This window comes from Virgibacillus sp. L01, assembly GCF_052246775.1.
GTDB lineage: Bacteria > Bacillota > Bacilli > Bacillales > Amphibacillaceae > Lentibacillus.
In genome coordinates, this window is sequence record NZ_JBQQCP010000004.1 from 104611 (window position 1) to 128484 (window position 23874).

23 protein-coding genes and 2 tRNA genes are annotated in these 23874 nt (G+C 35.7%); 19 read left to right on the forward strand and 6 right to left on the reverse strand.

Going from position 1 to position 23874, the window contains the following annotated elements; genetic code table 11:
* Positions 1 to 2: 2 nt before the first annotated feature.
* From ACTWQM_RS09275 to phoU, 10 genes are all read left to right on the forward strand, one after another.
* Positions 3 to 95 (forward strand) — tRNA-Ser (locus tag ACTWQM_RS09275).
* A 130-nt stretch (positions 96 to 225) separates the two neighbouring features.
* Positions 226 to 298 (forward strand) — tRNA-Phe (locus ACTWQM_RS09280).
* Between the two features lie 214 nt (positions 299 to 512).
* A complete protein-coding gene (locus ACTWQM_RS09285) occupies positions 513 to 1124 on the forward strand; it encodes a superoxide dismutase (RefSeq protein WP_443257903.1) in 612 nt (203 codons plus the stop codon).
* A gap of 108 nt (positions 1125 to 1232) precedes the next feature.
* Positions 1233 to 2504 (forward strand): MFS transporter, encoded by a 1272-nt coding sequence (locus tag ACTWQM_RS09290; protein WP_443257904.1) that lies wholly within the window; start codon positions 1233 to 1235, stop codon positions 2502 to 2504.
* A gap of 70 nt (positions 2505 to 2574) precedes the next feature.
* Positions 2575 to 4641: a peptidoglycan D,D-transpeptidase FtsI family protein gene (locus tag ACTWQM_RS09295; protein ID WP_443257905.1), complete on the forward strand. Its 2067-nt coding sequence runs from the start codon at positions 2575 to 2577 to the stop codon at positions 4639 to 4641.
* 909 nt (positions 4642 to 5550) lie between these two features.
* Positions 5551 to 6513, forward strand: a complete 963-nt coding sequence (locus ACTWQM_RS09300) for a PstS family phosphate ABC transporter substrate-binding protein (RefSeq protein WP_443257906.1) — start codon at positions 5551 to 5553, stop codon at positions 6511 to 6513.
* 150 nt (positions 6514 to 6663) lie between these two features.
* Positions 6664 to 7590: a phosphate ABC transporter permease subunit PstC gene (gene pstC / locus ACTWQM_RS09305; RefSeq protein ID WP_443257907.1), complete on the forward strand. Its 927-nt coding sequence runs from the start codon at positions 6664 to 6666 to the stop codon at positions 7588 to 7590.
* Position 7591: 1 nt separating this feature from the next.
* Positions 7592 to 8470: a phosphate ABC transporter permease PstA gene (pstA, locus tag ACTWQM_RS09310; RefSeq protein WP_443257908.1), complete on the forward strand. Its 879-nt coding sequence runs from the start codon at positions 7592 to 7594 to the stop codon at positions 8468 to 8470.
* A 12-nt stretch (positions 8471 to 8482) separates the two neighbouring features.
* Positions 8483 to 9307, forward strand: coding sequence for a phosphate ABC transporter ATP-binding protein PstB (pstB, locus tag ACTWQM_RS09315; RefSeq protein ID WP_443257909.1), 825 nt, complete (start codon positions 8483 to 8485; stop codon positions 9305 to 9307).
* Between the two features lie 21 nt (positions 9308 to 9328).
* Positions 9329 to 9985: a phosphate signaling complex protein PhoU gene (gene phoU, locus ACTWQM_RS09320; protein WP_443257910.1), complete on the forward strand. Its 657-nt coding sequence runs from the start codon at positions 9329 to 9331 to the stop codon at positions 9983 to 9985.
* 910 nt (positions 9986 to 10895) lie between these two features.
* On the opposite strand, the gene ACTWQM_RS09325 is transcribed toward phoU, so the two are convergent.
* Together ACTWQM_RS09325 and ACTWQM_RS09330 are read right to left on the reverse strand one after the other, a co-directional pair.
* Entirely contained in the window at positions 10896 to 11444 is a 549-nt protein-coding gene (locus ACTWQM_RS09325; RefSeq protein WP_443257911.1) for a hypothetical protein, read from the reverse strand.
* Between the two features lie 31 nt (positions 11445 to 11475).
* Positions 11476 to 11688 (reverse strand): hypothetical protein, encoded by a 213-nt coding sequence (locus tag ACTWQM_RS09330; protein WP_443257912.1) that lies wholly within the window; start codon positions 11686 to 11688, stop codon positions 11476 to 11478.
* 254 nt (positions 11689 to 11942) lie between these two features.
* Here ACTWQM_RS09330 and rpmG point away from each other — a divergent pair, with 254 nt between their 5' ends.
* The 3 genes from rpmG (at position 11943) to ACTWQM_RS09345 (ending at position 13774) form a co-directional block, all read left to right on the forward strand.
* A complete protein-coding gene (gene rpmG, locus ACTWQM_RS09335) occupies positions 11943 to 12092 on the forward strand; it encodes a 50S ribosomal protein L33 (RefSeq protein ID WP_209482345.1) in 150 nt (49 codons plus the stop codon).
* Positions 12093 to 12183: 91 nt separating this feature from the next.
* Positions 12184 to 12741 (forward strand): 5-formyltetrahydrofolate cyclo-ligase, encoded by a 558-nt coding sequence (locus ACTWQM_RS09340; RefSeq protein ID WP_443257913.1) that lies wholly within the window; start codon positions 12184 to 12186, stop codon positions 12739 to 12741.
* A gap of 16 nt (positions 12742 to 12757) precedes the next feature.
* Positions 12758 to 13774 (forward strand): ThiF family adenylyltransferase, encoded by a 1017-nt coding sequence (locus tag ACTWQM_RS09345; protein ID WP_443257914.1) that lies wholly within the window; start codon positions 12758 to 12760, stop codon positions 13772 to 13774.
* 9 nt (positions 13775 to 13783) lie between these two features.
* Here ACTWQM_RS09345 and ACTWQM_RS09350 read toward each other — a convergent pair whose 3' ends face one another.
* Entirely contained in the window at positions 13784 to 13993 is a 210-nt protein-coding gene (locus ACTWQM_RS09350) for a hypothetical protein (RefSeq protein WP_443257915.1), read from the reverse strand.
* Between the two features lie 206 nt (positions 13994 to 14199).
* On the opposite strand from ACTWQM_RS09350, the gene ACTWQM_RS09355 reads away from it, so the two are divergent.
* Positions 14200 to 15738 (forward strand): rhomboid family intramembrane serine protease, encoded by a 1539-nt coding sequence (locus ACTWQM_RS09355; protein WP_443257916.1) that lies wholly within the window; start codon positions 14200 to 14202, stop codon positions 15736 to 15738.
* A 407-nt stretch (positions 15739 to 16145) separates the two neighbouring features.
* On the opposite strand, the gene ACTWQM_RS09360 is transcribed toward ACTWQM_RS09355, so the two are convergent.
* Entirely contained in the window at positions 16146 to 17009 is an 864-nt protein-coding gene (locus tag ACTWQM_RS09360; RefSeq protein WP_443257917.1) for a hypothetical protein, read from the reverse strand.
* A 134-nt stretch (positions 17010 to 17143) separates the two neighbouring features.
* Here ACTWQM_RS09360 and ACTWQM_RS09365 point away from each other — a divergent pair, with 134 nt between their 5' ends.
* The 4 genes from ACTWQM_RS09365 (at position 17144) to ACTWQM_RS09380 (ending at position 21975) form a co-directional block, all read left to right on the forward strand.
* On the forward strand, positions 17144 to 18601 hold the full coding sequence (locus ACTWQM_RS09365; RefSeq protein ID WP_443257918.1) for a spore germination protein: 1458 nt from the start codon (positions 17144 to 17146) through the stop codon (positions 18599 to 18601).
* Between the two features lie 72 nt (positions 18602 to 18673).
* Complete coding sequence (locus ACTWQM_RS09370) at positions 18674 to 18886, forward strand: YqgQ family protein (protein ID WP_443257919.1); 213 nt, start codon at positions 18674 to 18676, stop codon at positions 18884 to 18886.
* On the forward strand, positions 18886 to 19857 hold the full coding sequence (locus ACTWQM_RS09375) for an ROK family glucokinase (RefSeq protein ID WP_443257920.1): 972 nt from the start codon (positions 18886 to 18888) through the stop codon (positions 19855 to 19857). Before ACTWQM_RS09370 ends, ACTWQM_RS09375 begins: the two co-directional genes overlap by 1 nt.
* A 213-nt stretch (positions 19858 to 20070) precedes the next feature.
* Positions 20071 to 21975 (forward strand): LTA synthase family protein, encoded by a 1905-nt coding sequence (locus ACTWQM_RS09380; protein WP_443257921.1) that lies wholly within the window; start codon positions 20071 to 20073, stop codon positions 21973 to 21975.
* Positions 21976 to 22299: 324 nt separating this feature from the next.
* On the opposite strand, the gene ACTWQM_RS09385 is transcribed toward ACTWQM_RS09380, so the two are convergent.
* A complete protein-coding gene (locus ACTWQM_RS09385; RefSeq protein ID WP_443257922.1) occupies positions 22300 to 22467 on the reverse strand; it encodes a DUF2759 family protein in 168 nt (55 codons plus the stop codon).
* A 172-nt stretch (positions 22468 to 22639) separates the two neighbouring features.
* On the opposite strand from ACTWQM_RS09385, the gene ACTWQM_RS09390 reads away from it, so the two are divergent.
* Positions 22640 to 23266: an MBL fold metallo-hydrolase gene (locus ACTWQM_RS09390; protein WP_443257923.1), complete on the forward strand. Its 627-nt coding sequence runs from the start codon at positions 22640 to 22642 to the stop codon at positions 23264 to 23266.
* Between the two features lie 337 nt (positions 23267 to 23603).
* On the opposite strand, the gene ACTWQM_RS09395 is transcribed toward ACTWQM_RS09390, so the two are convergent.
* Positions 23604 to 23846 carry a DUF2626 domain-containing protein gene (locus ACTWQM_RS09395; RefSeq protein WP_375050431.1) on the reverse strand — a complete coding sequence of 81 codons (243 nt, stop codon included), beginning with the start codon at positions 23844 to 23846 and terminating at the stop codon, positions 23604 to 23606.
* Positions 23847 to 23874: the final 28 nt, after the last annotated feature.

The following is a 23874-nucleotide window of genomic DNA, read 5'->3' on the forward strand; positions in this document are numbered from 1 at the left end:
TCGGAGGAATACCCAAGTCTGGCTGAAGGGATCGGTCTTGAAAACCGACAGGGGTGTCAAAGCCCGCGGGGGTTCGAATCCCTCTTCCTCCTCCATACATACTTACAAAATGTTTTAAAAGTTATCTAATATGAGATGGAAGCATTACAAGTTTCTGCGGAGTGCAACATTACCGAAAAAACGTATAATACACAATGACAATTGATTAATTCTACAATCTCATACGGCTCTGTAGCTCAGTCGGTAGAGCAAAGGACTGAAAATCCTTGTGTCGGCGGTTCGATTCCGTCCGGAGCCATCTCTAAACAAGCAAATCGCTTGTTTTTTTGTTTCTGAAAATATGTTTCACATTTAATAATTCGGGAACATAGTAAGTGTGGATGATTTTCACTATCCACATGTAAAAATATGCATATAATTTGCATGTGTGTGATAGCTTTGATAATCTTGAATTTAAAGGGTGAATATTCAAACCTTTTAATAACATTTATTATTAAGGGAGGAAATTAATAATGGCAAAATTTGAACTACCAGAACTACCTTATGCATACGATGCTTTAGAACCAACAATCGATAAAGAAACGATGAACATTCACCATACGAAGCATCACAATACTTATGTTACAAAATTAAACGGTGCATTAGATGGACACGCAGACCTTCAGGACAAATCAATTGAAGACCTTGTGAGCAATCTTGATGCGGTACCTGAAAATATCCGCACCGCTGTACGAAACAATGGCGGAGGTCATGCAAACCATAGCTTATTCTGGAAAGTTATGTCACCTAATGGTGGCGGCGAGCCTTCTGGAGAATTAGCTGATAAATTAAAAGCTAAATTTGGCAGCTTTGATAAGTTTAAAGAAGAATTTGAAACAGCTGCAAAAGGTCGTTTCGGTTCTGGTTGGGCATGGCTAGTAGTAAACAATGGTGAGCTTGAAGTAACTAGCACTCCAAACCAGGATAATCCATTATCAGAAGGTAAAACACCAATTTTGGGTCTTGATGTTTGGGAGCATGCTTATTACCTTAAATATCAAAACAAGCGCCCAGACTATGCAGCAGCTTTCTGGAATGTAGTAAACTGGGATGAAGTAGCTAAAAATTATAACAACGCTAAGTAATTAGTTTTTAAGGCATGGGAACAGTTCCCGTGTCTTTTTTTGTGGAATTAAATTGTATATCTAATCCCTATTTGCTCAAACTATTAACGATAAAAAGGAGCAAAAGATATGCATAAAATCTTTCAAAATATAGCTGGAAAAGTAGATATAAATAAAGATCTCGTTTTTTTGCTGGTTATAGGGGGACTTTATTCACTGGGGATATTTCTCTCTAACACTTTCGTAAACATATATTTATGGAAGCAATCCGGTGAATACATTACAATTGCTATGTATAACTTAGGGATTTATTTATTTCAGCCAGTTACATTTATATTGGCAGGAAAAATAGCTAAAAAGGTTGACCGGATAATTGTGCTGCGATTAGGGGTAATATTTTTATCTCTATTTTTTTTGAGTGTATTAATTATTGCTGAAAAAGCTGCAACCTTTAACTTCTTGCTAGGTGGTTTATTGGGCATTGGTTTTGGATTTTACTGGTTAGCGTTTAATGTACTTACATTTGAAATCACGGAACCCGAATCCAGGGATTTTTTCAATGGATTCTTAGGTGTTCTTCAATCTTTTAGTGGGATGATTGGACCATTATTAGCTGGAACAATAATAGCAAACATGGAAGCAAATATCGGGTATACTACAATTTTTACAATTTCCTTCTGTTTGTTTATAGGTGCTGTTGGATGCAGTTTTATATTGAAACGTCGTCAGGCTGAAGGTGCTTTTCACTTTAAACGGGTATTAGCTGAAAGAAGACACAATAATAATTGGAGGAGAATCCTTTATGCCCATGTGTTTCAGGGATTACGGGAAGGTATATTCCTGTTTGTTATTGCAATCTGGGTATTCATTACAACACAGAGTGAATTTGCTTTAGGTATGTTTAATTTATTCCTATCCGGACTTTCTTTTATTTTCTACTTTATTGTAACAAAGTGGATCAAACAATCTATGCGTAAAAAGGCAATACTTACTGGCGGGTTAATTCTTTATTTTTCTATCTACATTATTCTGTTCAGCATTAGCTATACCCAACTTATCATTTACGCCGTAATCATAGGTATTGCATATCCAATTATTAATGTACCTTATGTGTCCATGACATATGATGTTATTGGTAAAGCATGGAAGGCAAAGGAATTTCGGGTCGAATATATTGTCGTACGAGAACTGTTTGTCAATGTCGGGAGAGTAACAGCTATCGTCACCTTTATATTAGCAATTACATTATTTGAAGCTGAAACAGTAATTCCAATCCTATTAGCAGCTTTTGGTCTGGGACATTTACTAATTTATGTATTTGTTAAAGATATATATTTGGGGAGTCCGCGTAAGAAAGAGGTTATGATTAAAGAACAATTAACAGATGAAAAAAATCGTTAAAAGCTGTTAGAATTTAATGAGATAAATGCTATAATAGGTGAAACTAACTTCATCTATGAGGGGGAGAAACATGGTTCAAAAAAAGAAGAAAAAGAGAAAGTCTCAGCTTCCCTTTCGTTTAAATATACTATTCTTTATTGTATTTTTATTGTTTTCGGTTTTGATTTTGCAGCTGGGTGTTGTGCAGATATTGAATGGGGAAGAATTCCAGGCGGAAATCGATGAAACTGAAAATAACTATACACAAAAACCAGTACCACGGGGGAGAATGTTTGATCGAAATTATAACCTGATTCTTGATAATAATCCTTTATATTCGATTACTTATACACCGGCAAAAGGAATTCAAGCGATAGATAGGCTGGAAGTAGCCGAGAAGTTGGCTAAATATATTTCGATGGATCCACAAGAAGATAAAGATTATGGTGTTACAACACGAAATAAAAAAGAATACTGGTACTTGAAGAATACAGAAGAGGCCAAATCTCGACTTACAGATAAAGAAATTGAGGAAATGGATAATGGTGAAGAGTATGACACGATGCTTGACCGGATAACGGAAGAAGAGATTAGTGGTTACTCAAACCAGCAGCTTGAGGTAATGGCCATCAAAAAAGAAATGGATAAGGCGATGACATTAACACCACAAGTTGTTAAGAATGAAAAAGTAACACCTAAAGAATTTGCTCGTGTAGCTGAACATTTGGATGTATTACCTGGGGTTAATGCTACCACCGATTGGAATCGCGAAAAACCATATGGGGAAACTTTTAGCACCTTTTTAGGTGACATAACATCTCAGTCACAAGGTATTTTAGCTGAAAAAGAAGAGTATTACCTTACAAGAGGTTACAGCAGGAATGACCGAGTAGGCAGAAGTGGACTGGAACAACAGTATGAAGATATTTTAAGAGGTCGTAAGGAAAAAATTGAGTATACGACTAATAGCAATGGAAAAGTAATTGATTCGGAGGTTGTAGTCGAAGGCCAGCGTGGTAAAGACTTAGTACTAACGATTGACATGAAACTACAAAAAGAGGTAAATAAGATATTGCGTAAAGAACTGAAAACGGCTATTCAAAAGGCTCCTACTAGAAATCGCTATATGAAGGATGCTCTTGCCGTTGTCATGAACCCCCAAACAGGAGAGTTACTGGCTGTCGCCGGACAACATTATAACCGGGAAAAGAATAAATTCGAAAATGCGGGATGGAAAGCATTATATGCCGGACATGAAGCCGGGTCTGCTGTTAAAGGCGCCACAGTCCTATCCGGATATCAATCAGGCGTTATAAAGCCAGGGAAGACATTTTACGATTCACCAATCAAAATTGCAGGGACGCCTGAAAAAAGTTCGTACCAAAACCTTAGGTCAGTTGATGACCTTGATGCATTGAGACGGTCTTCCAACGTATATATGTTTTATATAGCAATGCGAATGGGTGGAGATTTTAATTATCAACGAAATGATAAGCTGAACTACGACCCAGCGGCATTTCAGGAGATGCGCAACTACTTTAGCCAGTTTGGACTTGGAGTGAAAACAGGAGTTGATTTTCCGAATGAATCAACTGGCTATGAGGGTCCAGAACCACAGGCAGGTAATCTATTGGACTTTGCAATCGGTCAGTACGATACGTATACAACATTGCAGCTAGCACAATACGTTTCCACAATTGCTAATGATGGCTATCGTGTACGGCCGCATTTTATGAAGGAAATTAGGATGCCTGTTCCTCATGAAGATAAGTTAGGACCGGTCTACCGAAGTAACAATACAGATGTTTTAAATAAAATTGTAATGGATGACAATTATATTGAGCGTGTACAAAAAGGATTTTATCAGGTATACCAGCAATCTGGTGGGACAGCTGCAAGTTACTTTGCGGATAAAAAATATACTGCTGCTGGTAAAACAGGGACAGCTGAGAAAGATCAATTTGATGATGGCAAAAAAACAGCAGAGGGAGAAAACCATACGCTTGTTGGATATGCACCGTATGATAATCCAGAGGTTGCATTTGCCGTTATTGTACCAGAAGCAGGTGTCCCGAATGCCCACCCGACTAGTAAGCTAATCGGCGAACAGATTTTAGATACGTATTTTGGCTTGAAAGATGAGGAAAAAGAAGAATAAGTCTATACCATTAAAAGCCTAAACCTTAACGAAGGTTTGGGCTTTTTTATTGCAGTTGAGTCAATATCATAATACTTTTAATCATCAATTACCCGAAAAATTATATGAACTAATGATGATTTCAGATTGATAATTCAAAGTACTACTATCGTTGATTGAAACGGAAAGCTTCCGCCTGCAGTGAAAATTAACAGATCTAGCACATGTTGGATTTAGCTTTATTTTTGAATTATGAAACTGATTCAGTAAGAAACCAACATGCCTGCCGAATGCGCAGCAACAATCTATCAATAAAATAAATTTGTGATCGAATTAGAGCTTACACATAACCAATTTAAGGTTTTGCGGACACCAGGGGCCTTATTTGGCATAATGCCCTTTACTAGCCATGATAAAGTCAAATAAGAGCTTCTGTGACTGGATAAGTTCAAGAGGTCACTTATTTATAGAAAATAACGCTTCCTGTGTGTGTCGCTAAAAAAATTCTTAGATTCCGTTAACCTTTTATAGATGTTAAAGAATAAACCGTTCGTCCACCATTTATTATGAAATTGAATATGTAATCAAGTTAGGGAGGTATTTTTACACAAAATGTTATACATAAGAGTAACTAAGACATTTAATATTAGATACTTATTAATAAGCTAAGTTTACTATATTATCTCTCATAATTATATTCGTATACCGGTGTGAAAAAGTGTCATTAATAAAATTTCTTTTGATGCCACTTTTAGTAGTTCAGTGTCGATAGTAATAATGAATTAAAAATTAATTTCAGTTAATCTACTAACTTTACATTATTTTTACAACTAATTAATAGGCAGTTAATACTAGTGATTTATGATTGCATTGTAGGGAGGAAATAGAAAGTTCCTTTTCTAACAAACTACCATAAATAGGGGGATTAAAATGAAATCAAGGTTTCTAATTTTAACATTGGGAATGTCATTGCTGTTAATGATGTTAACCGCGTGCGGTAATGCAGAAGGCAGTGAGAATTCGGAAGATAACGGTGCCGGAGAAGAAAGCACAACAGAAATAATGGTTGATGGGTCGTCAACTGTTTTCCCGATTATGGAAGCTGTTGCTGAGGAGTATCAGGCAGCGAACCCGGATGCAAGAGTCAATATAGGCGTATCCGGAAGCGGTGGCGGTTTTGAAAAGTTCATCGCAGGTGAGACGCATATTTCAAATGCTTCCCGTCCTATTAAAGAAGAAGAAAAAGCACTACTTGAGGAAAATGGAATTGAGTATACGGAATTTGAGGTAGCTCTTGATGGATTATCAATTGTAGTAAATAAAGAAAATGATTGGGTAGATCAGTTAACAGTTGAAGAACTGACTAAAATGTGGAGTGAAGATGGTGGAGTAAAGACTTGGGCTGATGTACGAGAGGGCTGGCCTGAAGAAGATATTGAGTTCTATAGCCCAGGAGCAGATTCTGGTACATTTGATTATTTCAGTGAAGTAGTATTAGGCGATGCGCAAATTCGCCAGGACGTATCACTATCAGAAGATGATAATGTCCTTGTTCAAGGTGTTGCTGGATCACCAAATGGTATTAGTTACTTCGGCTATGCATATTACGCGGAGAACAAAGAAAATTTGAAGGTTGTACCAATTGTAAACAGTGAAGGGGAAGCAGTAAAACCGAGTCAGGAAACAATTCAGTCAGGTGAATATAATCCGTTTTCCAGACCACTGTTTATCTATGTTAAAAATGAAGCATTACAAAATGATTCAGTATATGAATTCACCAAATATACACTCGAAAATGCTGGTGAGATGGCAGAAGCTGTAGGTTATGTTGCCAAACCGGAAAGTAAGTATGAAGAAGCATTACAAAAGGTCAATGAACTAGCAGGTAAATAATATAAATCACACAATAAAATAATGCGGGATTAAAATGTGTGAGGGAAGTTAAATCAGAACAGGCTTCTCCTCACTTTCCTGCGTTAAAATAGCTCAAGGTTATTGCTATTGTCAGACAGCAACTAAACGATTTTACAGAGGAGTATTAATATGGCAGTCAACGTTAAAGACATGATGAAAGAAAAAAAATCAAATCGTATCTTGCTCCGTTTTTCAGAAAAAGCGGCACCAACGATTTTCTTGCTGTGTGCAATAATATCTGTACTGACTACAATTGGCATCACACTCACGTTATTAGTAGAAACAATCACTTTCTTTAATCGTGTATCTTTTATTGACTTCATAACAGGAACGAAATGGTGGCCATTTGGGGAAAATCCAAGTTTTGGAATTCTTCCATTAATATCAGGAACGCTATTAATCACTGTTATTGCAATGGCTGTCGCGATTCCAATTGGTCTTGCTTCGGCAATTTATCTAAGTGAATTTGCTTCACCAAATATACGAAAATTCGTCAAACCTATTTTGGAAATATTGGCAGGGATTCCAACAATTGTTTATGGTTTTTTTGCATTAACTTTTGTTACACCGATGCTGCAAAACGTAATTCAAAGTCTGCCAATTTTTAATGCGTTAAGTCCCGGAATTGTTGTAGGGGTTATGATTATTCCGATGATTGCATCATTATCTGAAGATGCAATGAGTTCTGTTCCGAATGAGATGAGGGAAGGGGCTCTAGCAATGGGTTCTACCAGACTTGAAGTCGCGTTAAAGGTAGTAGTTCCGGCTGCTTTATCTGGAATCATTGCTTCATTTGTATTAGGTATATCACGCGCTATTGGCGAGACGATGATTGTAGCTGTCGCAGCTGGAGCAACACCAAAGCTTTCATTAGATGTTACGGAGTCTATCCAGACCATGACAGGTTATATTGTACAGGTAAGTTTAGGTGATGCATCTTATGGATCAACCACATACTACAGTATTTATGCGGTTGGTATGACGTTGTTTGTTTTCACGTTATTAATGAATCTGTTGTCGCAATATATCTCCCGTCGTTTCAAGGAGGAATACTAATATGAATTTGGTCGATAAACAGGTTATTCAGAATAAAATGAGTAAGCGATTAGTTAAAAACCAATTTATGAATCAGTTATTCTTTTTGGCTACTGCTTTTGGAATAGTTGTTTTAATAGTATTGTTATACCGGGTTTATACAGAAGGTATCGGTCATTTAGATTGGGGTTTTTTAACAAACTTTGCATCAAGATTTCCAGAAGAAGCTGGTATCAAAGCAGCAATTGTCGGTTCACTATGGTTAATGGCTGTCACAGCACCGGTCTCTCTTTTATTAGGGGTTGGAACGGCTATTTATTTAGAGGAATATGCAAGTAAGAACAAATTTACGCGCTTTATTCAAATGAACATTTCGAATCTTGCCGGAGTACCATCTATCGTATTTGGTTTATTGGGTCTTACAGTTTTTGTACGATTATTAGAAATGGGAAGAAGTATTATGGCTGGAGGATTGACAATGAGTTTGTTGATTCTGCCGATAATTGTTGTATCTTCTCAGGAAGCAATAAGGGCTATACCAAAGGATCAATATGAGGCATCATTTGCGATGGGCGCTACGAAATGGCAGACTGTTCGTCGTGTTGTGTTACCTGCAGCAATACCAGGGATTCTTACTGGTGGTATATTAGCTTTATCACGAGCAATAGGGGAAACGGCACCACTACTAATGATAGGTGCATTATCATTTATCGCTTATTTACCGGAAGATGTCTGGAGCGGTTTTACTGTCTTACCAATTCAAATCTTTAATTGGACTGGAAGACCACAAGAGGAATTTCACTTAGTGGCTTCAACAGGGATTATTGTATTGTTAGTCATATTGCTAATTATGAACTCGATTGCCGTCATTATACGAAATAAGTTTTCAAAGCGATTTTAGGAGGTTTTTAAGATGAATAGTGCAGCTGAGACCGAACATGTATCAGTTTCGAATACAACGGTTAAACCAAATAGTAAAGGTTCAAAATCGATTTATTCCATTCAGGACTTTAGTCTGTGGTATGGAAACGACCAAGCACTATATGATGTTCAATTTGATATCCCGGCTAATAATGTAACAGCCATAATTGGGCCGTCCGGATGTGGTAAATCGACATTCATAAAGGCGCTAAATCGTATGGTGGAATTAGTCCCATCCGTAAAGATGTCGGGAAGTATTAACTATAATGGAAAAAATATTTTCAGTCCTAAGTATAAAGTTGAAGAATTAAGGACAAATGTTGGTATGGTTTTTCAAAACCCAAATCCTTTTCCGAAATCTATTTATGAAAATGTTGCATATGGACCAAAAATTCATGGAATTAAAAAGAAAAAGGTGCTTGATGAGATTGTTGAAAAAAGTCTTAAAGGTGCAGCGCTATGGGATGAGGTGAAAGACCGCTTGCAGGAGAATGCTTTCGGTTTGTCTGGTGGTCAGCAGCAAAGACTTTGTATTGCCAGATGTTTAGCAATTGAACCGGATGTTATTTTAATGGATGAGCCAACGTCTGCATTAGATCCGATATCAACAGCTAAAATTGAGGAACTGGTACAAACGTTAAAGAAAGATTACAGTATTGTTATTGTTACGCATAACATGCAACAGGCAGCCAGGATATCGGATAAAACTGCTTTTTTCCTAAATGGGGAAGTAATAGAATACAGTAACACAGATGAACTTTTCTCCAATCCTGAAGATAAGCGTACTGAGGACTATATCACCGGCCGTTTCGGGTAATATTTATAGAGGAGGAGTTTTATGGTTGCCAGAGAACAATTTGAAAATGACTTAAATAATATTAAAGAGGAAATTGTGGCATTAGCAAAAAATACTGAAAATGCTTTGTGTGAAGCTGTAGATGCGTTGTATAACCAGGATATTAAATTAGCAAATCAGATTATTGACCGAGATAAAGAAATAGATAAACAGGAGCATACAATTAACGATAAAACGATTTTATTGATTGCAAAACAACAGCCAGTAGCAACTGATCTACGTCGTTTAATAATTGCATTAAGGATTACTACTGATTTAGAACGGATGGGAGATAACGCTAAAAATATCGCGAAATCAACAATCCATTTAGGAGAGAATCATCGTTTGACAATCCATCATGAAATAAAACTGATGCGTGATATGGCTGTAGAAATGATTCACACTGCTATGTTTGCTTTCCAGTATGAAGATATTTCTATAGCTGGTAAGTTATCTGAGATGGATGACCAAGTTGACAAATTGTACGAACGAATTATTCACGAACTATTGACCGAAACAGCTACAAATTCAGAAAAAATTCAATTTGTTATGCAAATGGCTTTCAGTGCAAGGTATATTGAGAGATTTGCAGATCATATTACCAATATTGGAGAAAGTATTTTGTTCCTGGTAAAGGGTGAATCATATAAACTTAACTAGGTGATAGATTAGGGAGGAACAAAGGAGTTTTATCAAAGTGAAATCCGAACTATGATTCAAAATTCTTGAAATAGAATTCGAATTAGTTCGGATTTATTTTGTAGTTAAGATACTACTTTCTTACTGTATAAGTGCAACTACGCGTTTATCAAAAGGCTTGCACTCCAGAGTTAAAGGGGTTCTTAAGAAAGCAAAATACGCTTTCTTAAGAACCCCTTTAACGTATGTCTAGTTTTCTAATGTTGCTGATCACATATAAACTGCGAAGTACTTTTTAAAAAGTTTGAGTGCTATTATACCGCTCCGGAAATACACTTCGCGCACCTAGGGCGGCTGATGAGCCTTCTTGCTCCTACGTCGCTGCGTAGTCTTATCTAGGCCACTGCTCCCACAGGAGTCTACGTGTATTTCCACCGCTGTTGACTGGTATAGGAATTGCTATAGAATAATTGTGTGACACCATACACTAGTGCCAGTAAAAACTACCATCTTTTTAGCCAAGTAAAAATCAATTCCCAATTTTCATGCAATATTTACCTTATAGTGGAGAGTAACATATCATTTTACCTGTTATTCACTATATAAAGTGGGAATTAAATTTTCCAAAATATGTTTCTCAGCAGCCTCTACACTAGTCCGGGTGAGCGGAGGGCGGTGACTCCAGCGGGAATAGCACGTGTTCTAAGACCCAGCAGAGTGGTTTTCTCGAGGAGGCTTAGGCCGTGCCCGCGGAAAGCATCCGCCCGTAGTTGTCCCGGACGACGCCGGGACAAGAGACTACAAAGAAGTTACTTCGCAGTTTATATAAACTACGTATAAGATTCAACCATTGAATATGAAAATGAACGTTCTAAACACTATCCTGTTATTATGTGTTTAAAGTGGAAAGTTTTAGTTTTGTCCCAGCCATTTAATTAGTTAGTTCTTCAGCAATTTCGTAATGGCTCATTGTACTTGTTAATTCAAAATCACCAAGTTGTACTTTTGTAGTATAACCTTCTTCTTCCATGTATTGGGTAAATTTGTCCTGGTTTTCGATAATTTTATTTTCAGCTAATATGCCGCTAATGGTAGAAGGTGCCATCCCTGATTCAACTGTTAGCGTATAAGTTACTGTACTGTTATTTTTTTCAGTAGTTGAGTCGTTTTCCTCTTCATTATTAGTATTTTCTTCTGCTTCAGTCTCCTGACTTTCATCGGAAGCCGAATCCTTCTGGTTTTCTTTTGTCTGGGAAGAATCGTCAGTTGATTTTTTATTCTCGTCTGACTTTACTGAAACAGAAATATATTCAGTCTCAGTCAGAACATGGTACCCTTCAGCCTCAACACTTTTAATCATGTCATCAGTTGACATATTTTCAGTGTTACTTTTGGGATCATTTGTAAAATAAAACATTACAAGTAAGAGGATACCAGCTGATAAGAGACCAAGTGCGAATGATCTAATTGGTTGTTTCATAATTTTCCCCTATCTCTCTATAAGTTTACTATTAATTATGTACGTTATCATTAGAAAAGTCATCGGTAAGCAGTTCTTCTTCTAATATCTTTATTTTCTTTTTCATTTGGTAATTATCCTGCATAGTTGAAATTGAAAACTGTTCTAATTCACTTTCCAGTTCGTCAAACTTGTCATTCATAAAAAAAGATAATACAAGTAACACCACAGCGATGACAATAATAGTAATTATCGCATACATCATTTTTTTCTTCCCTCCATTCATGTACAATTATATTTATAACATATAATTTAAAAAAGAGAAATCATCAATATTTTACAGCTAGATTCTTGATTGTTTCTCTAACATCTGCTATTATAATTAAGTCTGAATATATTAAAAGATGCCTATTAGAAAGCTTGGCTTATCGTCAAGCATTAGTTGCACTTATGCTGTAAGAGGGAATTTATACTTTCTTATCTGCCAAAGCAAGACTTTATAGTTTGGAGGGAAAATTTATGCGCGTAAATATTACTTTAGCATGTACTGAAACAGGCGATCGCACTTACATTTCAACTAAAAATAAGCGTACTAACCCGGAACGTTTAGAGCTTATGAAATATAGCCCACGTCTAAAAAAACACACATTGCATCGTGAAACAAAATAATTATTTATTGAAATAAAACTCTTGCCATTAAAGAAGGTAAGGGTTTTATTTTTTATCTTCAATTGTATATACTTTTTATAGGGGTGAGCAAATGGATAAAACAGAATTACGCAAGAATGCTATTTCCATGTTAAAGAGTATTTCTAAATCAGAGAGAAAGAATATCGAGGAGAAACTGAAACAAAACGTTGTTGAATCGGATGTTTGGAAGCAGTCAGAAGTTGTCGGTATAACAATTTCGAATGGGTTTGAGTGGAATACAAAGCCAATTATTGAAACTGCCTGGGATGAAGGTAAAGCTATATGTGTGCCAAAGTGTCGACCAAAAGAACGAAAGCTCGATTTTTATAGAATAAATACATATGAACAATTGGAAGTGGTTTATTATAATTTATTGGAGCCAATCCCTGAAGAAACGCAAAGAATAGACAAAGGTATCATCAACTTACTCATCGTACCAGGATTGTTATTCGATAGGAACGGCTTTCGAATTGGCTTTGGCGGAGGGTATTATGATCGGTTTTTAAGTGATTTTCCAAATAATAGAATATCCATGGCTTCCAATGCACAAATAGTAGAAGGATTACCGTCAGAACCGTTCGATATACCGGTAGATAAAATAATTACAGAAAGTGAATTTCTGCGATAAGGAGAGATATAATGTAATGGTATATTCGACACGCTATTCCCGGCAAATGTTATTTACCCCAATACGAGAAGCAGGACAGGAAAAATTGGCAAACAGCACCGTCCTCGTTGTTGGTGCTGGTGCGCTGGGTACTGTTATATGTAATCATCTTGTTAGAGCGGGTGTTGGTCTAGTGCGCCTGATAGACCGTGACTACGTTGAACTAAGTAATTTGCAGCGACAAATGCTGTTTGATGAAGATGATGCTAAAAAGGCAATGCCAAAAGCTATTGCCGCAAAAAATAAACTGGAAAAAATGAATAGTACTGTCTCAGTTGAAGCAATTGTAGGTAACGCTACAAATGAAAATATAACCGAATTAATAAAAGGGATTGATGTGGTATTAGATGGTACAGATAATTTTTCTACGCGTTATCTATTAAACGATGCGTGTTTTAAACATAATATTCCATTCTCATATGGTGGGGTTGTCAGTTCTAGAGGTATGACTGCGTTCTTTATTCCCAATGAGACACCTTGCTTGCGTTGTATTACAAACGAAGGAACCGAAAGCGGACAAACATGTGATACAGTCGGTGTGATTTCACCAGCAGTTGATGTGATTTCTTCTTTACAAACTACGGAAACACTAAAGTTTTTAACTGGTAATAAGCGTAATTTGCGAAATACACTAAAGACAGTTGACCTATGGTTTAACCAGCAATATGATATCAAATTATCAAATCCAGACCCAAACTGCCCTACATGCCAAAAGAATGAATATCCAGCTTTACAAAGAACAGCACAAGATAGCGAAATTGTATTATGTGGACGTGATACGGTTCAAATCCATCACAAAACAGGAATGGACTTGGAATTTTGCGAAAAGCAATTAGCTAAAGTAGCAACAGTGCAGCGAACACCATTTTTATTAAAGGCAACTATTAATGAAACTATTAATCTTGTCATTTTCACGGATGGACGTGTTCTCGTACAAGGTACTGAAGATCCTGTTCAAGCAAGAACCTGGTATGATCGTTATATTGGATCCTGATGCATAAAACTATAGCATGTTGAAAACAATTAATAACACAACATCATTAGCAGAAAAGGGTGGCAGGATGAGAATATTTTTAGTTCTTACATTTTTATTTACCGCAGCAACAATAGTTTTTAAATGGAGATATAGAATTGTAAATACTCTATTAGCGATTAGTTTCTTGCGACGGATTGCAGTTATGATAACAATGAACATGCCAGCAATACGTAACAAAATATTACCTGGCCTGTTCAGCCGACAACCAAACTAAATAGTATTTTTAAAAAAAGAAGCTGTTCTGCGACAGCTTCTTTTACTATATAATTAGAAAACTTAGCTTGTTGACAATACTTACGCTGTAAGAAGGTATTTAAACTTTCATAACTACTAAAAGAAAAATAAATTTATTTTTGGTAAGATGGTCTCAGGGAGGAAAGCGAATGTACCTATTTGAGCAATATACGTTTTATAAATTAGCACATAGCCTAGTTGAAAAAGATGACTTCGAGATACTGCATATAAATGAAAGTGGCCAGGAAATATGGCTTGAAAAATATGAAAATAGAACGTCACATGTGGTTCGATTATTACATAGAGGTTTTGACTGGAAAAATTATTTAAAAGGAGATATAAGAACTGCATTTCAAAAGGCAAAAGCCATGAGACGTTTTTTTCTGGGTAAACATATTGAAATTCATAATGTATATATTTCTACTAATTCACCGGTAGATGATTGGTATATACTAAAGAAACCAATGCAGTTAAATGAAAAGAACCCAATGAAAATGAAAGTATATTACTTGTCAGAGGCTGAAAAAGATGTTGAACTTTCTCGTCTGCAGGATGCGATTGGCAGTTCAAATGTAACAATCTCAGCTGAAGAGTCGGAACTGGATATGGAAGAAAAGGTTGAGTATTTTAGATCCCAATTGGATATTAATCTGAAAAACAAAAAAAATGAGGCGGAAAGTGTATTCTCAAATGGAAAACCATTTTTAACCTACTTTTTACTGGGCATTAATATTATAATTTTTTTATTGCTTGAACTGGATGGGAGCAGTCAATCTACAGAAACACTCATAAAGTTTGGAGCAAAATATAATCCCGCCATTATTGAAAAGGGGGAGTGGTGGCGAATTATTTCCTCTATGTTCCTCCATATCGGGTTTCTGCACTTATTTATGAATATGTTTGCTGTGTATTATCTCGGTACTGCCGTAGAACGAATATATGGTTCGATCCGATTTATTGTAGTATATTTGTTGGCAGGTATTGGTGGGGGTTTAGCTAGTTTTGCGTTCACCACTAACATCTCAGCAGGTGCTTCTGGTGCATTATTCGGGCTCTTCGGTGCACTATTATTCTTTGGTTTAATTCATAAAAAAATATTCTTTCAAACGATGGGTAGAAGCATGCTTTTAATAATTGGGATAAATCTCTTATTTGGATTCATGGTACCGCAAGTTGATAACGGTGCACATTTGGGGGGATTAGTAACTGGGTTTATCGCTTCAGCAATCCTCCATTTACCTGGGCTGAAAAAAATGTCCATGCAACTTCTTGCGCTTATTCTTTACGTAGTTATTATCTTAGGATTAATCATATTCGGTATCCAACATAACCTGAACAGTCCTTCTTATCAATTGATGAAAGTGGAACAGTTAGCTGCAGTTCAGGATTACGAAAAAATAGTTGAAATTACTACAACTGGGTTAAGGAATCCTGATGACCTTGCAGATGAATTATTGTTTCAAAGATCTTATGCTTATGTGAATCTAAACGAGGTGGATTTGGCAATAGATGATTTGGAAGATGCAATACAGACGAACGACGAGTTTGCTGAGGCGCATTTTAATTTAGCGGTTTTGTATTATAACAAGGGACAGGAAAAAAAAGCACAAGAACGCATTAAAAAGGCATATCAAATTAAACCGAATGGTGATAATATTAAAAAGTTATATGACCAGATTATTGATTAATGAACAGAACAGAAGTCCACATTACATCGCAGTCATATCTAACCCCCGTTAATTAAATATAAAATATGCTGGGACATAACTAAAAATTTCCATTTTAATTAACAGGATAGGGTGTATAGAATATTCTTTATTATTGGTTGGATCAAATACGTAGTTGATATATAATGCGAAACACTGTGATAAAAGTTGGGTGCAGTAACACCGCTACGGAAATACACATCGCGCACCTATGGCGGCTGTTGAGCCATCTTCGTGCCGACGCACTCAGATGTCTTATCTAGGCCTTCTGCGCATCATATAGATAATCAGCAACAAGATAAAACCGAACTAATTCGAATTCTATCTCAAGAATTTGAATCATAGTTCGGATTTTACTTTGACTAAAACACTTTTGGTTTGACTTCTTTTTATTGAAATTCAGGATATTGCTGAATCAGTCTTTCTTTTTCACCGTTTATTTCATATAAAACGATTAAGTGTTTATTCTGTTTGTCAAATAAGATTAATGGCACGTAACTTTTTAATTTATTTTTTTCTATGTTCTTAGCATTTATAATATAATTTTTATAAATACCTTCCCAAAGTTGGCCAATAATTTGATCTGTTTGTTTTTGGGTCAGTGATGGAAGAGGTTGATCATTATATTTGTAAAGCTTTGTAAGTGGAACGGAACGATATGATTCACCAGCAATATCAAAGTGACGGATTAGCAATTTCCATGAATATAACAGTTGTTGTTGTGTTGTATGGTCAAGTAATGTTGCCCACTCGGTTTCATATTTATTTTTAGCTTTTTTAAAGGATTCTAATGCAGTATTTGGTGAATCGATTACATATAATTGATCATATGTCATTTTGTGAATGCTTTTAATCTGGTCGTCTGGATAGTGAATCTCCCCATGATGATAAGAAATAGCTTGAAAGTAACTGCTATCCTCTCCAGTAACTTTTTCTTTTGTCTGGATACTATCGGTATCTTCTATCCATTTGCTTCGAATCCCTCTTAACATACCATTATTAAATAACAATGAAGCATCTTGCCTCAGATATATTTCTTTATCACTTTTTGAATCACTTTCCCAGATTATCTCATAGGAATCATTGGTTTTCTCAGCTATCATTTCAAGACGGGTACTTGCTTTTTCAAAGCTTGTCTTTTCATCCATCGGAAAAAACGTAATGGTTGGAACAGTCTTTTCCTGCATGATGTATACAAATACCGGCAAAAAAATAAAAAAGATTACGATGTAAATTAAAAGTCGTTTTTTCATGTCTCTTATCACCCTTTTTGATTTCCACTTAAGATAAAATGTATGAGCTTGGACAACTGTTTATGCTTATTTGAGAATAGAATAAAGGTCTTGTAACAAACTATTTATAGTTTATACTTGAGGGTGAAAAATTTATGGAGAGAGAGAAACAATCGTTATTTTCCTCGTTTCAAAAAAATGTTGATTATATGAAAAACAGGTTGGCTGTTGATAAAAGCTTTGATGTAATTTATTTGGATTTAGAGTATGCAGGAAGAAAAATGGCTTTATTTTTAATTGACGGATTTGCTAAAGATGAGATTCTGCACTATATTATGAAGCTATTGGCACAGCTGGAACCCGAGCAATTGGAACCTGACCCATTAACAAAACTTTTTAAAACATATATCCCCTATATTGAAATAGGTCGGCTTAAAGATTTAAACAAGATTGCTGATCAAGTACTTGGTGGTCCAGCAGCATTAATTGTCGAAGGTATCGATGAAGTTATCATGATTGATGCAAGGACATACCCTGTAAGGGCCCCGGCCGAACCAGATTTGGAAAGGGTTGTGCGCGGTTCCCGAGATGGTTATGTTGAAACGATTGTTTTTAATACTGCTCTCACAAGGAGAAGGGTACGCGACCGATCGTTACGAATGGAATACCTGCAAATAGGCAGAAGATCCATGACAGATATTTGTGTTTGTTACCTTGATGATATTGCAGATCAAGATCGTGTTGAGAAATTGAAAGAAGTATTAAAGATGATAGATACAGATGGATTACCAATGGCTGAGAAAACCATAGAGGAATTTATCAGTGGACGACACTGGAATCCATATCCAACTGTCAGGTATACGGAGAGACCCGATACAGCAGCAGCACATTTGTATGAGGGACATGTACTCATTATTATTGATGGTTCACCAAGTGTAATGATTACACCAGCGACATATTGGCATCATTTGCAGCATGCAGAAGACTACCGGCAAAAACCAATGGTTGGTGCATATTTAAGATTTGTCCGATTTATTGCGGTTTTTGTATCAATTTTTATATTGCCGCTTTACTATCTTTTTTCTGTTAGTCCGGAATTTTTACCGACTGGTTTGGAATATATCGGTCCGTCGGAAGCTGGAACCATTCCGTTGATTGTACAATTTTTAGTGGCTGAGTTAGGAATTGATATGTTAAGGTTGGCAGCAATTCATACGCCATCGTCTTTAGCAACGGCACTTGGGCTGGTTGCAGCTATATTAATGGGGCAGGTGGCGGTAGAAGTTGGCCTATTCTCAAGTGAAGTTGTTCTTTACTTAGCAGTGGCAGCGATAGGCACTTATGCCACACCAAGTTATGAATTGAGTTTAGCAAACCGATTGATCCGAATGTTTTTGTTATTAGTAACAGCATCTTTTGGAGCAATTGGATATGCAGTTGGGATTACCCTATGGATTCTGTACTTAGTACGAATGAATTCGTTCAAAACTGCTTACTTTTGGCCGTTCCTTCCTTTTTCTTATCGGGCTTTTCGTGATGTATTCCTGCGATCACCGATGCCATTGAAAAATAGAAGACCAGCATTTTTACATCCAAAGGATCCAGATCGTTAAATAGTTTCGATCTGGTTTTTTTGTTGTTCCTTATTTCACCATTCTTTGGTATAATTAGAAATGGTGATTTAAATGGAAACCATTTATGATATACAACAATTATTGAAAAGGTTTGGAACGATTATATACATTGGTGATCGATTAGCAGATCTTGAACTAATGGAAGCCGAAGTCAAAGAACTGTATCAAGCACAATTTATTGAAACAAACGAATACCAGATGGCCTTATTACTCCTTAGACAAGAAGCATCACGGGTACGAGATAAAAAAGGAGAGGGTTTCTAATGGGTCAAAACATTATAGGTGTAGATGTTGGTGGCACAACGATAAAAATCGGCATAATAAATGAAGCAGGGAATATTCTAGATAAGTGGGAGATTCCAACTAATGTTACCAACAATGGGACTTCAATTCTGACAGATATTTGGAACTCTGTAAGGCATAAGATCGATTCAGGTCAATTAAACGAAAAACACATTTCTGGTATCGGACTGGGCGCACCAGGTTTTATTCACGAAGATTCAGGAAGTGTATATGAAGCAGTAAATATCGGATGGAAAAATATGGAAATAGCCAGAGAACTAAAAGCAATATCGGGTTTACCTGTATACGTACAGAATGATGCAAACATTGCAGTACTTGGTGAAAATTGGCTAGGTGCAGGTGAGCAAGCAAGAAATCTGATCGCTGTTACCCTGGGGACAGGAGTAGGAGGCGGAATAATTGCCAACGGCACTATTTTAAATGGTGAAAATGGAACAGCTGGTGAGATTGGTCATATTACCGTTGAAGAAAATGGCTATCTATGTAATTGTGGCCGCAGAGGTTGCTTAGAAACAATTGCATCAGCAACTGGCATGGTTCGACAAGCTAAGAATAAAATTGAAATAAATCCAAAAAGCCATTTAGCATCCTTTTATCAGAAGAATGGAAGTTTAACTACAAAGGATATTTTTGAATTAGCAAATCATGGTGATACCTTAAGTACAGAAATTATTGACTATACCGCTGATGTTCTCGGATTAGTAATTGCAAATCTTGCAACAATAATAAACCCCTCTAAGATTCTTGTGGGCGGTGGTGTATCAAAAGCCGGAGAAGATTTTATAAATAGTATAGATTTTGCTTTTCGTAAATATGCCTTGGAAAGAGTAAGTGAAATTTGCGAAATAAAAGTTGCTCAGCTAGGGAATGACGCTGGAATAATTGGAGCGGCCTATTTGGTTCAACAAAAACTAAATAATACTGTATTTTAACCTTTACATTTTAAAGGTCTTCTATTAATATAATAATTTGTTAGCTAATTTAAGAAGATGTAAATTCTATGAAACTTTTTGATACAGAAAAACGTCATATAATAGTGTAGGCTATTTGCTACGTTTTAAAAAAGTAGTTACGGGTATTGGATGAAATGAATATGTATAGTTAGTGTAAAATGATAAATGTATCATTGTAGGAGATGATTTAAAATGAATTTTAAACGAATTAAAATGCCTTTATTTATAATTGCAACTTTATTATTTGGGTTAAAGACTTATTTTATATATCGATTTTTATTTAGTATTGAACTGGAAAATACGATGCAGGAATTCATCCTGCTCATAAATCCATTTGTTTCTGCTTTTTTATTCTTTTCAATAAGTGTATGGTTTAAAAAGCAGTCCCGACAAATGAAATTCTTGCGTTATACAGCATTAATCGGAACACTCATCGTATATTTTAACGTTGTTTTCTACCGTTCCTTTACTGACTTTATAACAATTCCACAGTTATTCCAGGCAAGTAATATGGGGGACTTGGGTTCAAGTATTTTTACGTTGATTGAAGTATACGATATTTTGTTTATTGTCGATGTAGCAATTATTTGGTATCTAAGTAAGAAAAAACCAGAGGCTATGACTGTAAGCTACCCAAAAAGTGGAAGAGTGTTTGCATTAGCAATGTCATTAATGTTACTTGCAGGAAACTTTTTCTTAGCTGAAATGGAAAGACCTCAATTATTCACTCGTGCATTTGACCGTGAATATTTAGTGAAAAATATTGGGTTATTTAATTATCACGTTTATGATTTAGCTGTACATTCAAAAGTTAAAACGCAGCGTGTCTTTGCAGATGGTAATCAACTGCCTGATATAAAAGAGTATGTAAATGAAAATGTCCAAAGTGATAGTAAATCACCGTTACATGGTATTGCAGAAGATAAAAATGTTATCTTTATCTCTGCAGAATCTGTGCAAAACTTTGTAATAAATAATAAAGTAAATGGTGAAGAGATAACACCGTTTTTAAACAGTTTAGTTAATGATGAAAGTACCTATTATTTTGAAAACTTTTATCATCAGACACAACAGGGAAAAACATCTGATTCTGAATTTCTGACCGAAAATTCACTATATCCATTATCGAGAGGTGCAGTTTTCTTCACTCATGGTCAGAATGAGTATAATGCAATGCCAGAGATCTTGAACGAAGAAGGATATTACACGTCAGTTTTTCACTCGAATAATAAAAGCTTTTGGAATCGGGATCAAATGTATGACAGCTTAGGATTCGATCACTTTTATGGTGAAGAAGCATATGAAGTCAATAAAGAGAATTCGATTGGATGGGGTCTGAAGGATAAACCGTTCTTTGAACAGTCCATCAAGTATTTACAGACAATGGAAAAGCCGTTTTATTCTAAGTTTATTACACTAACAAATCACTTTCCATTTGAATTAAGTAAAGAAGATAGCTCTATTGATAAATATGACTCAAATTCCGCTACGCTGAATAATTATTTTCCAACAGTCCGGTATACAGATGAAGCGATTGAAAAATTCTTCAAGCAGTTAAAGGATGCTGGATTATACAAAGATTCTGTCATTGTAATTATGGGAGACCACTATGGTATAAGTGAAAACCATAATAAAGCTATGAGCCAATATTTGGGTAAAGAAAAGATAACACCTTACGATCACGTTCAATTACAGGAAGTACCAATGTTCATTCATATACCAGGACATGAAGATGGAAAAGTTATGTCGCAAGTGTCTGGTCAAATAGATATAAAACCAACATTATTACACATGCTGGGCGTTTCAACAAAAAATGATGTATATTTTGGAAACGACATGTTCCGGAAAGATCGCAAGGGTTATATAGCATTGCGAAATGGAGATTTTATAAGTCAGAAATATGTTTCTACAAGCGGGATCTGCTATAATCGGAAAACCGGTGAGCCAGTTGAAACTAATGAGAATGCAACTGCTGAAAGTAAAGCAGAGTCCGCATGTAAACCTATTAAGGATAAAGTAGAAAAAGAATTAGGTTACTCAGATGAAATTATTTATGGGGATCTATTCAGATTTATGGACTTTTCAAAAAGTAAATAAGTAAATAAAAAAGCTGATTCCATTGTGGATCAGCTTTTTAAATTGCCTAGAAGACTATAAATTATAAGTGTAGTGGATAATTGGACTTCCGAACTACCATTGGTGGTGTTTAGTCAGATTGCTGCTATTCCCATACATCTTGCCTTTGTTCATAAATAAAAAAACTAACTACTAGAGTTAGTTTTAATTGACAATCAGATTTTTCTTTTATTACATAAGTGCTACTTGCTATTTGCTTTGAAGGCCTGAACTTCGTGTTAGGAGTTATTAGAAGGCAAAATATGCTATCTTAAATCTCTTTAACAAGATGGCAAGTTGACTAAATTATATACCGGCTATTTCGGTAATGATGGTTGCAACCGAGAAGAAGCCAAAAGTTAGTGCGGAAATGGCAGAGAAACCAAGCGCGAATACATTTTTAATTTTCAGTTGACGGATTACTGATACTACTGATAACAGAGTAACAAGTAATAGGATTACTGCTAAAATCATTATTAAAATATCCTCCTTGTGAACTTTCTTTGATTGTGATAATTACTATTAGTTCATTAATTTATTATTATGTAACAAGCTGTTTCCTATTCTTATTTTATAGTATAAAATGGGTTTTGTCGAGTTATATTATAGTGAATTTCGTGAACAACTATTTAATGGAGGGTTGATAATGATTTTTAAAGGAATGTCCTTAGGTCCATTAGGAACGAACTGCTATATCGTACACAATAATAACGATGCAATAGTCATTGATCCCAGTGGTGATCCCGAGGAAATTATAACGTATTTAAATAATGAGAAGCTTACACCAAAAGCAATTTTGCTAACCCATGCACATTTTGATCATATTGGTGGAGTTGATAAAGTCAGAAGCTACTATGACATCAATGTATATATTCATGAAGAGGAAGCAACTTGGCTTGAGAATCCAAAGTTAAACGGATCGCTATTATTTACTGGGAACGAGATAAAAACGAAAAGTGCTGAGCATTATTTAGTTCCAAGAAATTTGCAGTTAGGGACAATACAGTTCGAAATAATACATACGCCGGGACATTCACCAGGAAGTGTTAGCTTCATATTTCATAAGCAAGAACACATTATTAGTGGTGATGTATTATTTAACCTAGGAATAGGCAGGACTGATTTGCCTGGTGGAGATATTAAGCAGCTTGAGCAAAGTATACGTAACAAAATGTACACGTTGCAGGATTCTTATATTGTTAGTCCTGGTCATGGACCAGAGACTACAATTGGTGAAGAAAAGCAGAACAATCCTTTTTTCTCAGACAAATAGGATTGAACACATGCATAGTTAAATATGCGGTTTAAAACAACAAAAAGCCCTTCATATAAGAAGGGCTTTAGGGGGGATGTGCTCTGCTCTTTTGTTGGTTAGGGATAAAAGTTAAGCTACTATATTTACTATAAATGGATTTTAACAACATGTCAATAGTGTAAACTAAAAAAACTGATTTCTTAATAGTGTTATATGAATGTTGTTGTCCTAATACGTTTTACTAAGAGTTCTTTGTGTAGTTCGGATTAGCCGCGGGCAACTCTTTTGCTTCATCGAAAGTAAAAGAGGTAGAATAAAAAACCCTGCATTATTATATGTAAGCAGGGTTTTTATTTTAATGCCCGAATCCAGGCACTAATATAAATTCTGAATACCAAGTAAATCCAACCATAAATACTGTACAATAAGCTCCGAATAAATACATATACATGCGTTCTGATAATTTCAGATAACTTACTGTTAGGAAAAATGCTGTTTGAACAAGGAATAGTATTGCTGTTTTTTGCATGTCTCCAACATAAAACATTACTGTGAAAATACCCGTCCAAAAAGCAAGGACACGAAACATTCGATCCATATTTTCCCCCTCCTTTTTAGGTAACCTT

Coding starts and splice junctions, on each gene's coding strand:
- ACTWQM_RS09355 (WP_443257916.1), top strand. CDS start 14,200: ATGTACCTATTTGAGCAATATACGTTTTATAAATTAGCACATAGCCTA.
- ACTWQM_RS09325 (WP_443257911.1), bottom strand. CDS start 11,444: ATGAAACAACCAATTAGATCATTCGCACTTGGTCTCTTATCAGCTGGT.
- ACTWQM_RS09300 (WP_443257906.1), top strand. CDS start 5,551: ATGAAATCAAGGTTTCTAATTTTAACATTGGGAATGTCATTGCTGTTA.
- ACTWQM_RS09395 (WP_375050431.1), bottom strand. CDS start 23,846: ATGGATCGAATGTTTCGTGTCCTTGCTTTTTGGACGGGTATTTTCACA.
- ACTWQM_RS09385 (WP_443257922.1), bottom strand. CDS start 22,467: ATGATTTTAGCAGTAATCCTATTACTTGTTACTCTGTTATCAGTAGTA.
- ACTWQM_RS09380 (WP_443257921.1), top strand. CDS start 20,071: ATGAATTTTAAACGAATTAAAATGCCTTTATTTATAATTGCAACTTTA.
- ACTWQM_RS09390 (WP_443257923.1), top strand. CDS start 22,640: ATGATTTTTAAAGGAATGTCCTTAGGTCCATTAGGAACGAACTGCTAT.
- pstC (WP_443257907.1), top strand. CDS start 6,664: ATGGCAGTCAACGTTAAAGACATGATGAAAGAAAAAAAATCAAATCGT.
- ACTWQM_RS09290 (WP_443257904.1), top strand. CDS start 1,233: ATGCATAAAATCTTTCAAAATATAGCTGGAAAAGTAGATATAAATAAA.
- ACTWQM_RS09370 (WP_443257919.1), top strand. CDS start 18,674: ATGGAAACCATTTATGATATACAACAATTATTGAAAAGGTTTGGAACG.
- ACTWQM_RS09360 (WP_443257917.1), bottom strand. CDS start 17,009: ATGAAAAAACGACTTTTAATTTACATCGTAATCTTTTTTATTTTTTTG.
- ACTWQM_RS09365 (WP_443257918.1), top strand. CDS start 17,144: ATGGAGAGAGAGAAACAATCGTTATTTTCCTCGTTTCAAAAAAATGTT.
- phoU (WP_443257910.1), top strand. CDS start 9,329: ATGGTTGCCAGAGAACAATTTGAAAATGACTTAAATAATATTAAAGAG.
- pstA (WP_443257908.1), top strand. CDS start 7,592: ATGAATTTGGTCGATAAACAGGTTATTCAGAATAAAATGAGTAAGCGA.
- ACTWQM_RS09330 (WP_443257912.1), bottom strand. CDS start 11,688: ATGATGTATGCGATAATTACTATTATTGTCATCGCTGTGGTGTTACTT.
- ACTWQM_RS09340 (WP_443257913.1), top strand. CDS start 12,184: ATGGATAAAACAGAATTACGCAAGAATGCTATTTCCATGTTAAAGAGT.
- ACTWQM_RS09345 (WP_443257914.1), top strand. CDS start 12,758: ATGGTATATTCGACACGCTATTCCCGGCAAATGTTATTTACCCCAATA.
- ACTWQM_RS09375 (WP_443257920.1), top strand. CDS start 18,886: ATGGGTCAAAACATTATAGGTGTAGATGTTGGTGGCACAACGATAAAA.
- ACTWQM_RS09285 (WP_443257903.1), top strand. CDS start 513: ATGGCAAAATTTGAACTACCAGAACTACCTTATGCATACGATGCTTTA.
- ACTWQM_RS09295 (WP_443257905.1), top strand. CDS start 2,575: ATGGTTCAAAAAAAGAAGAAAAAGAGAAAGTCTCAGCTTCCCTTTCGT.
- rpmG (WP_209482345.1), top strand. CDS start 11,943: ATGCGCGTAAATATTACTTTAGCATGTACTGAAACAGGCGATCGCACT.
- pstB (WP_443257909.1), top strand. CDS start 8,483: ATGAATAGTGCAGCTGAGACCGAACATGTATCAGTTTCGAATACAACG.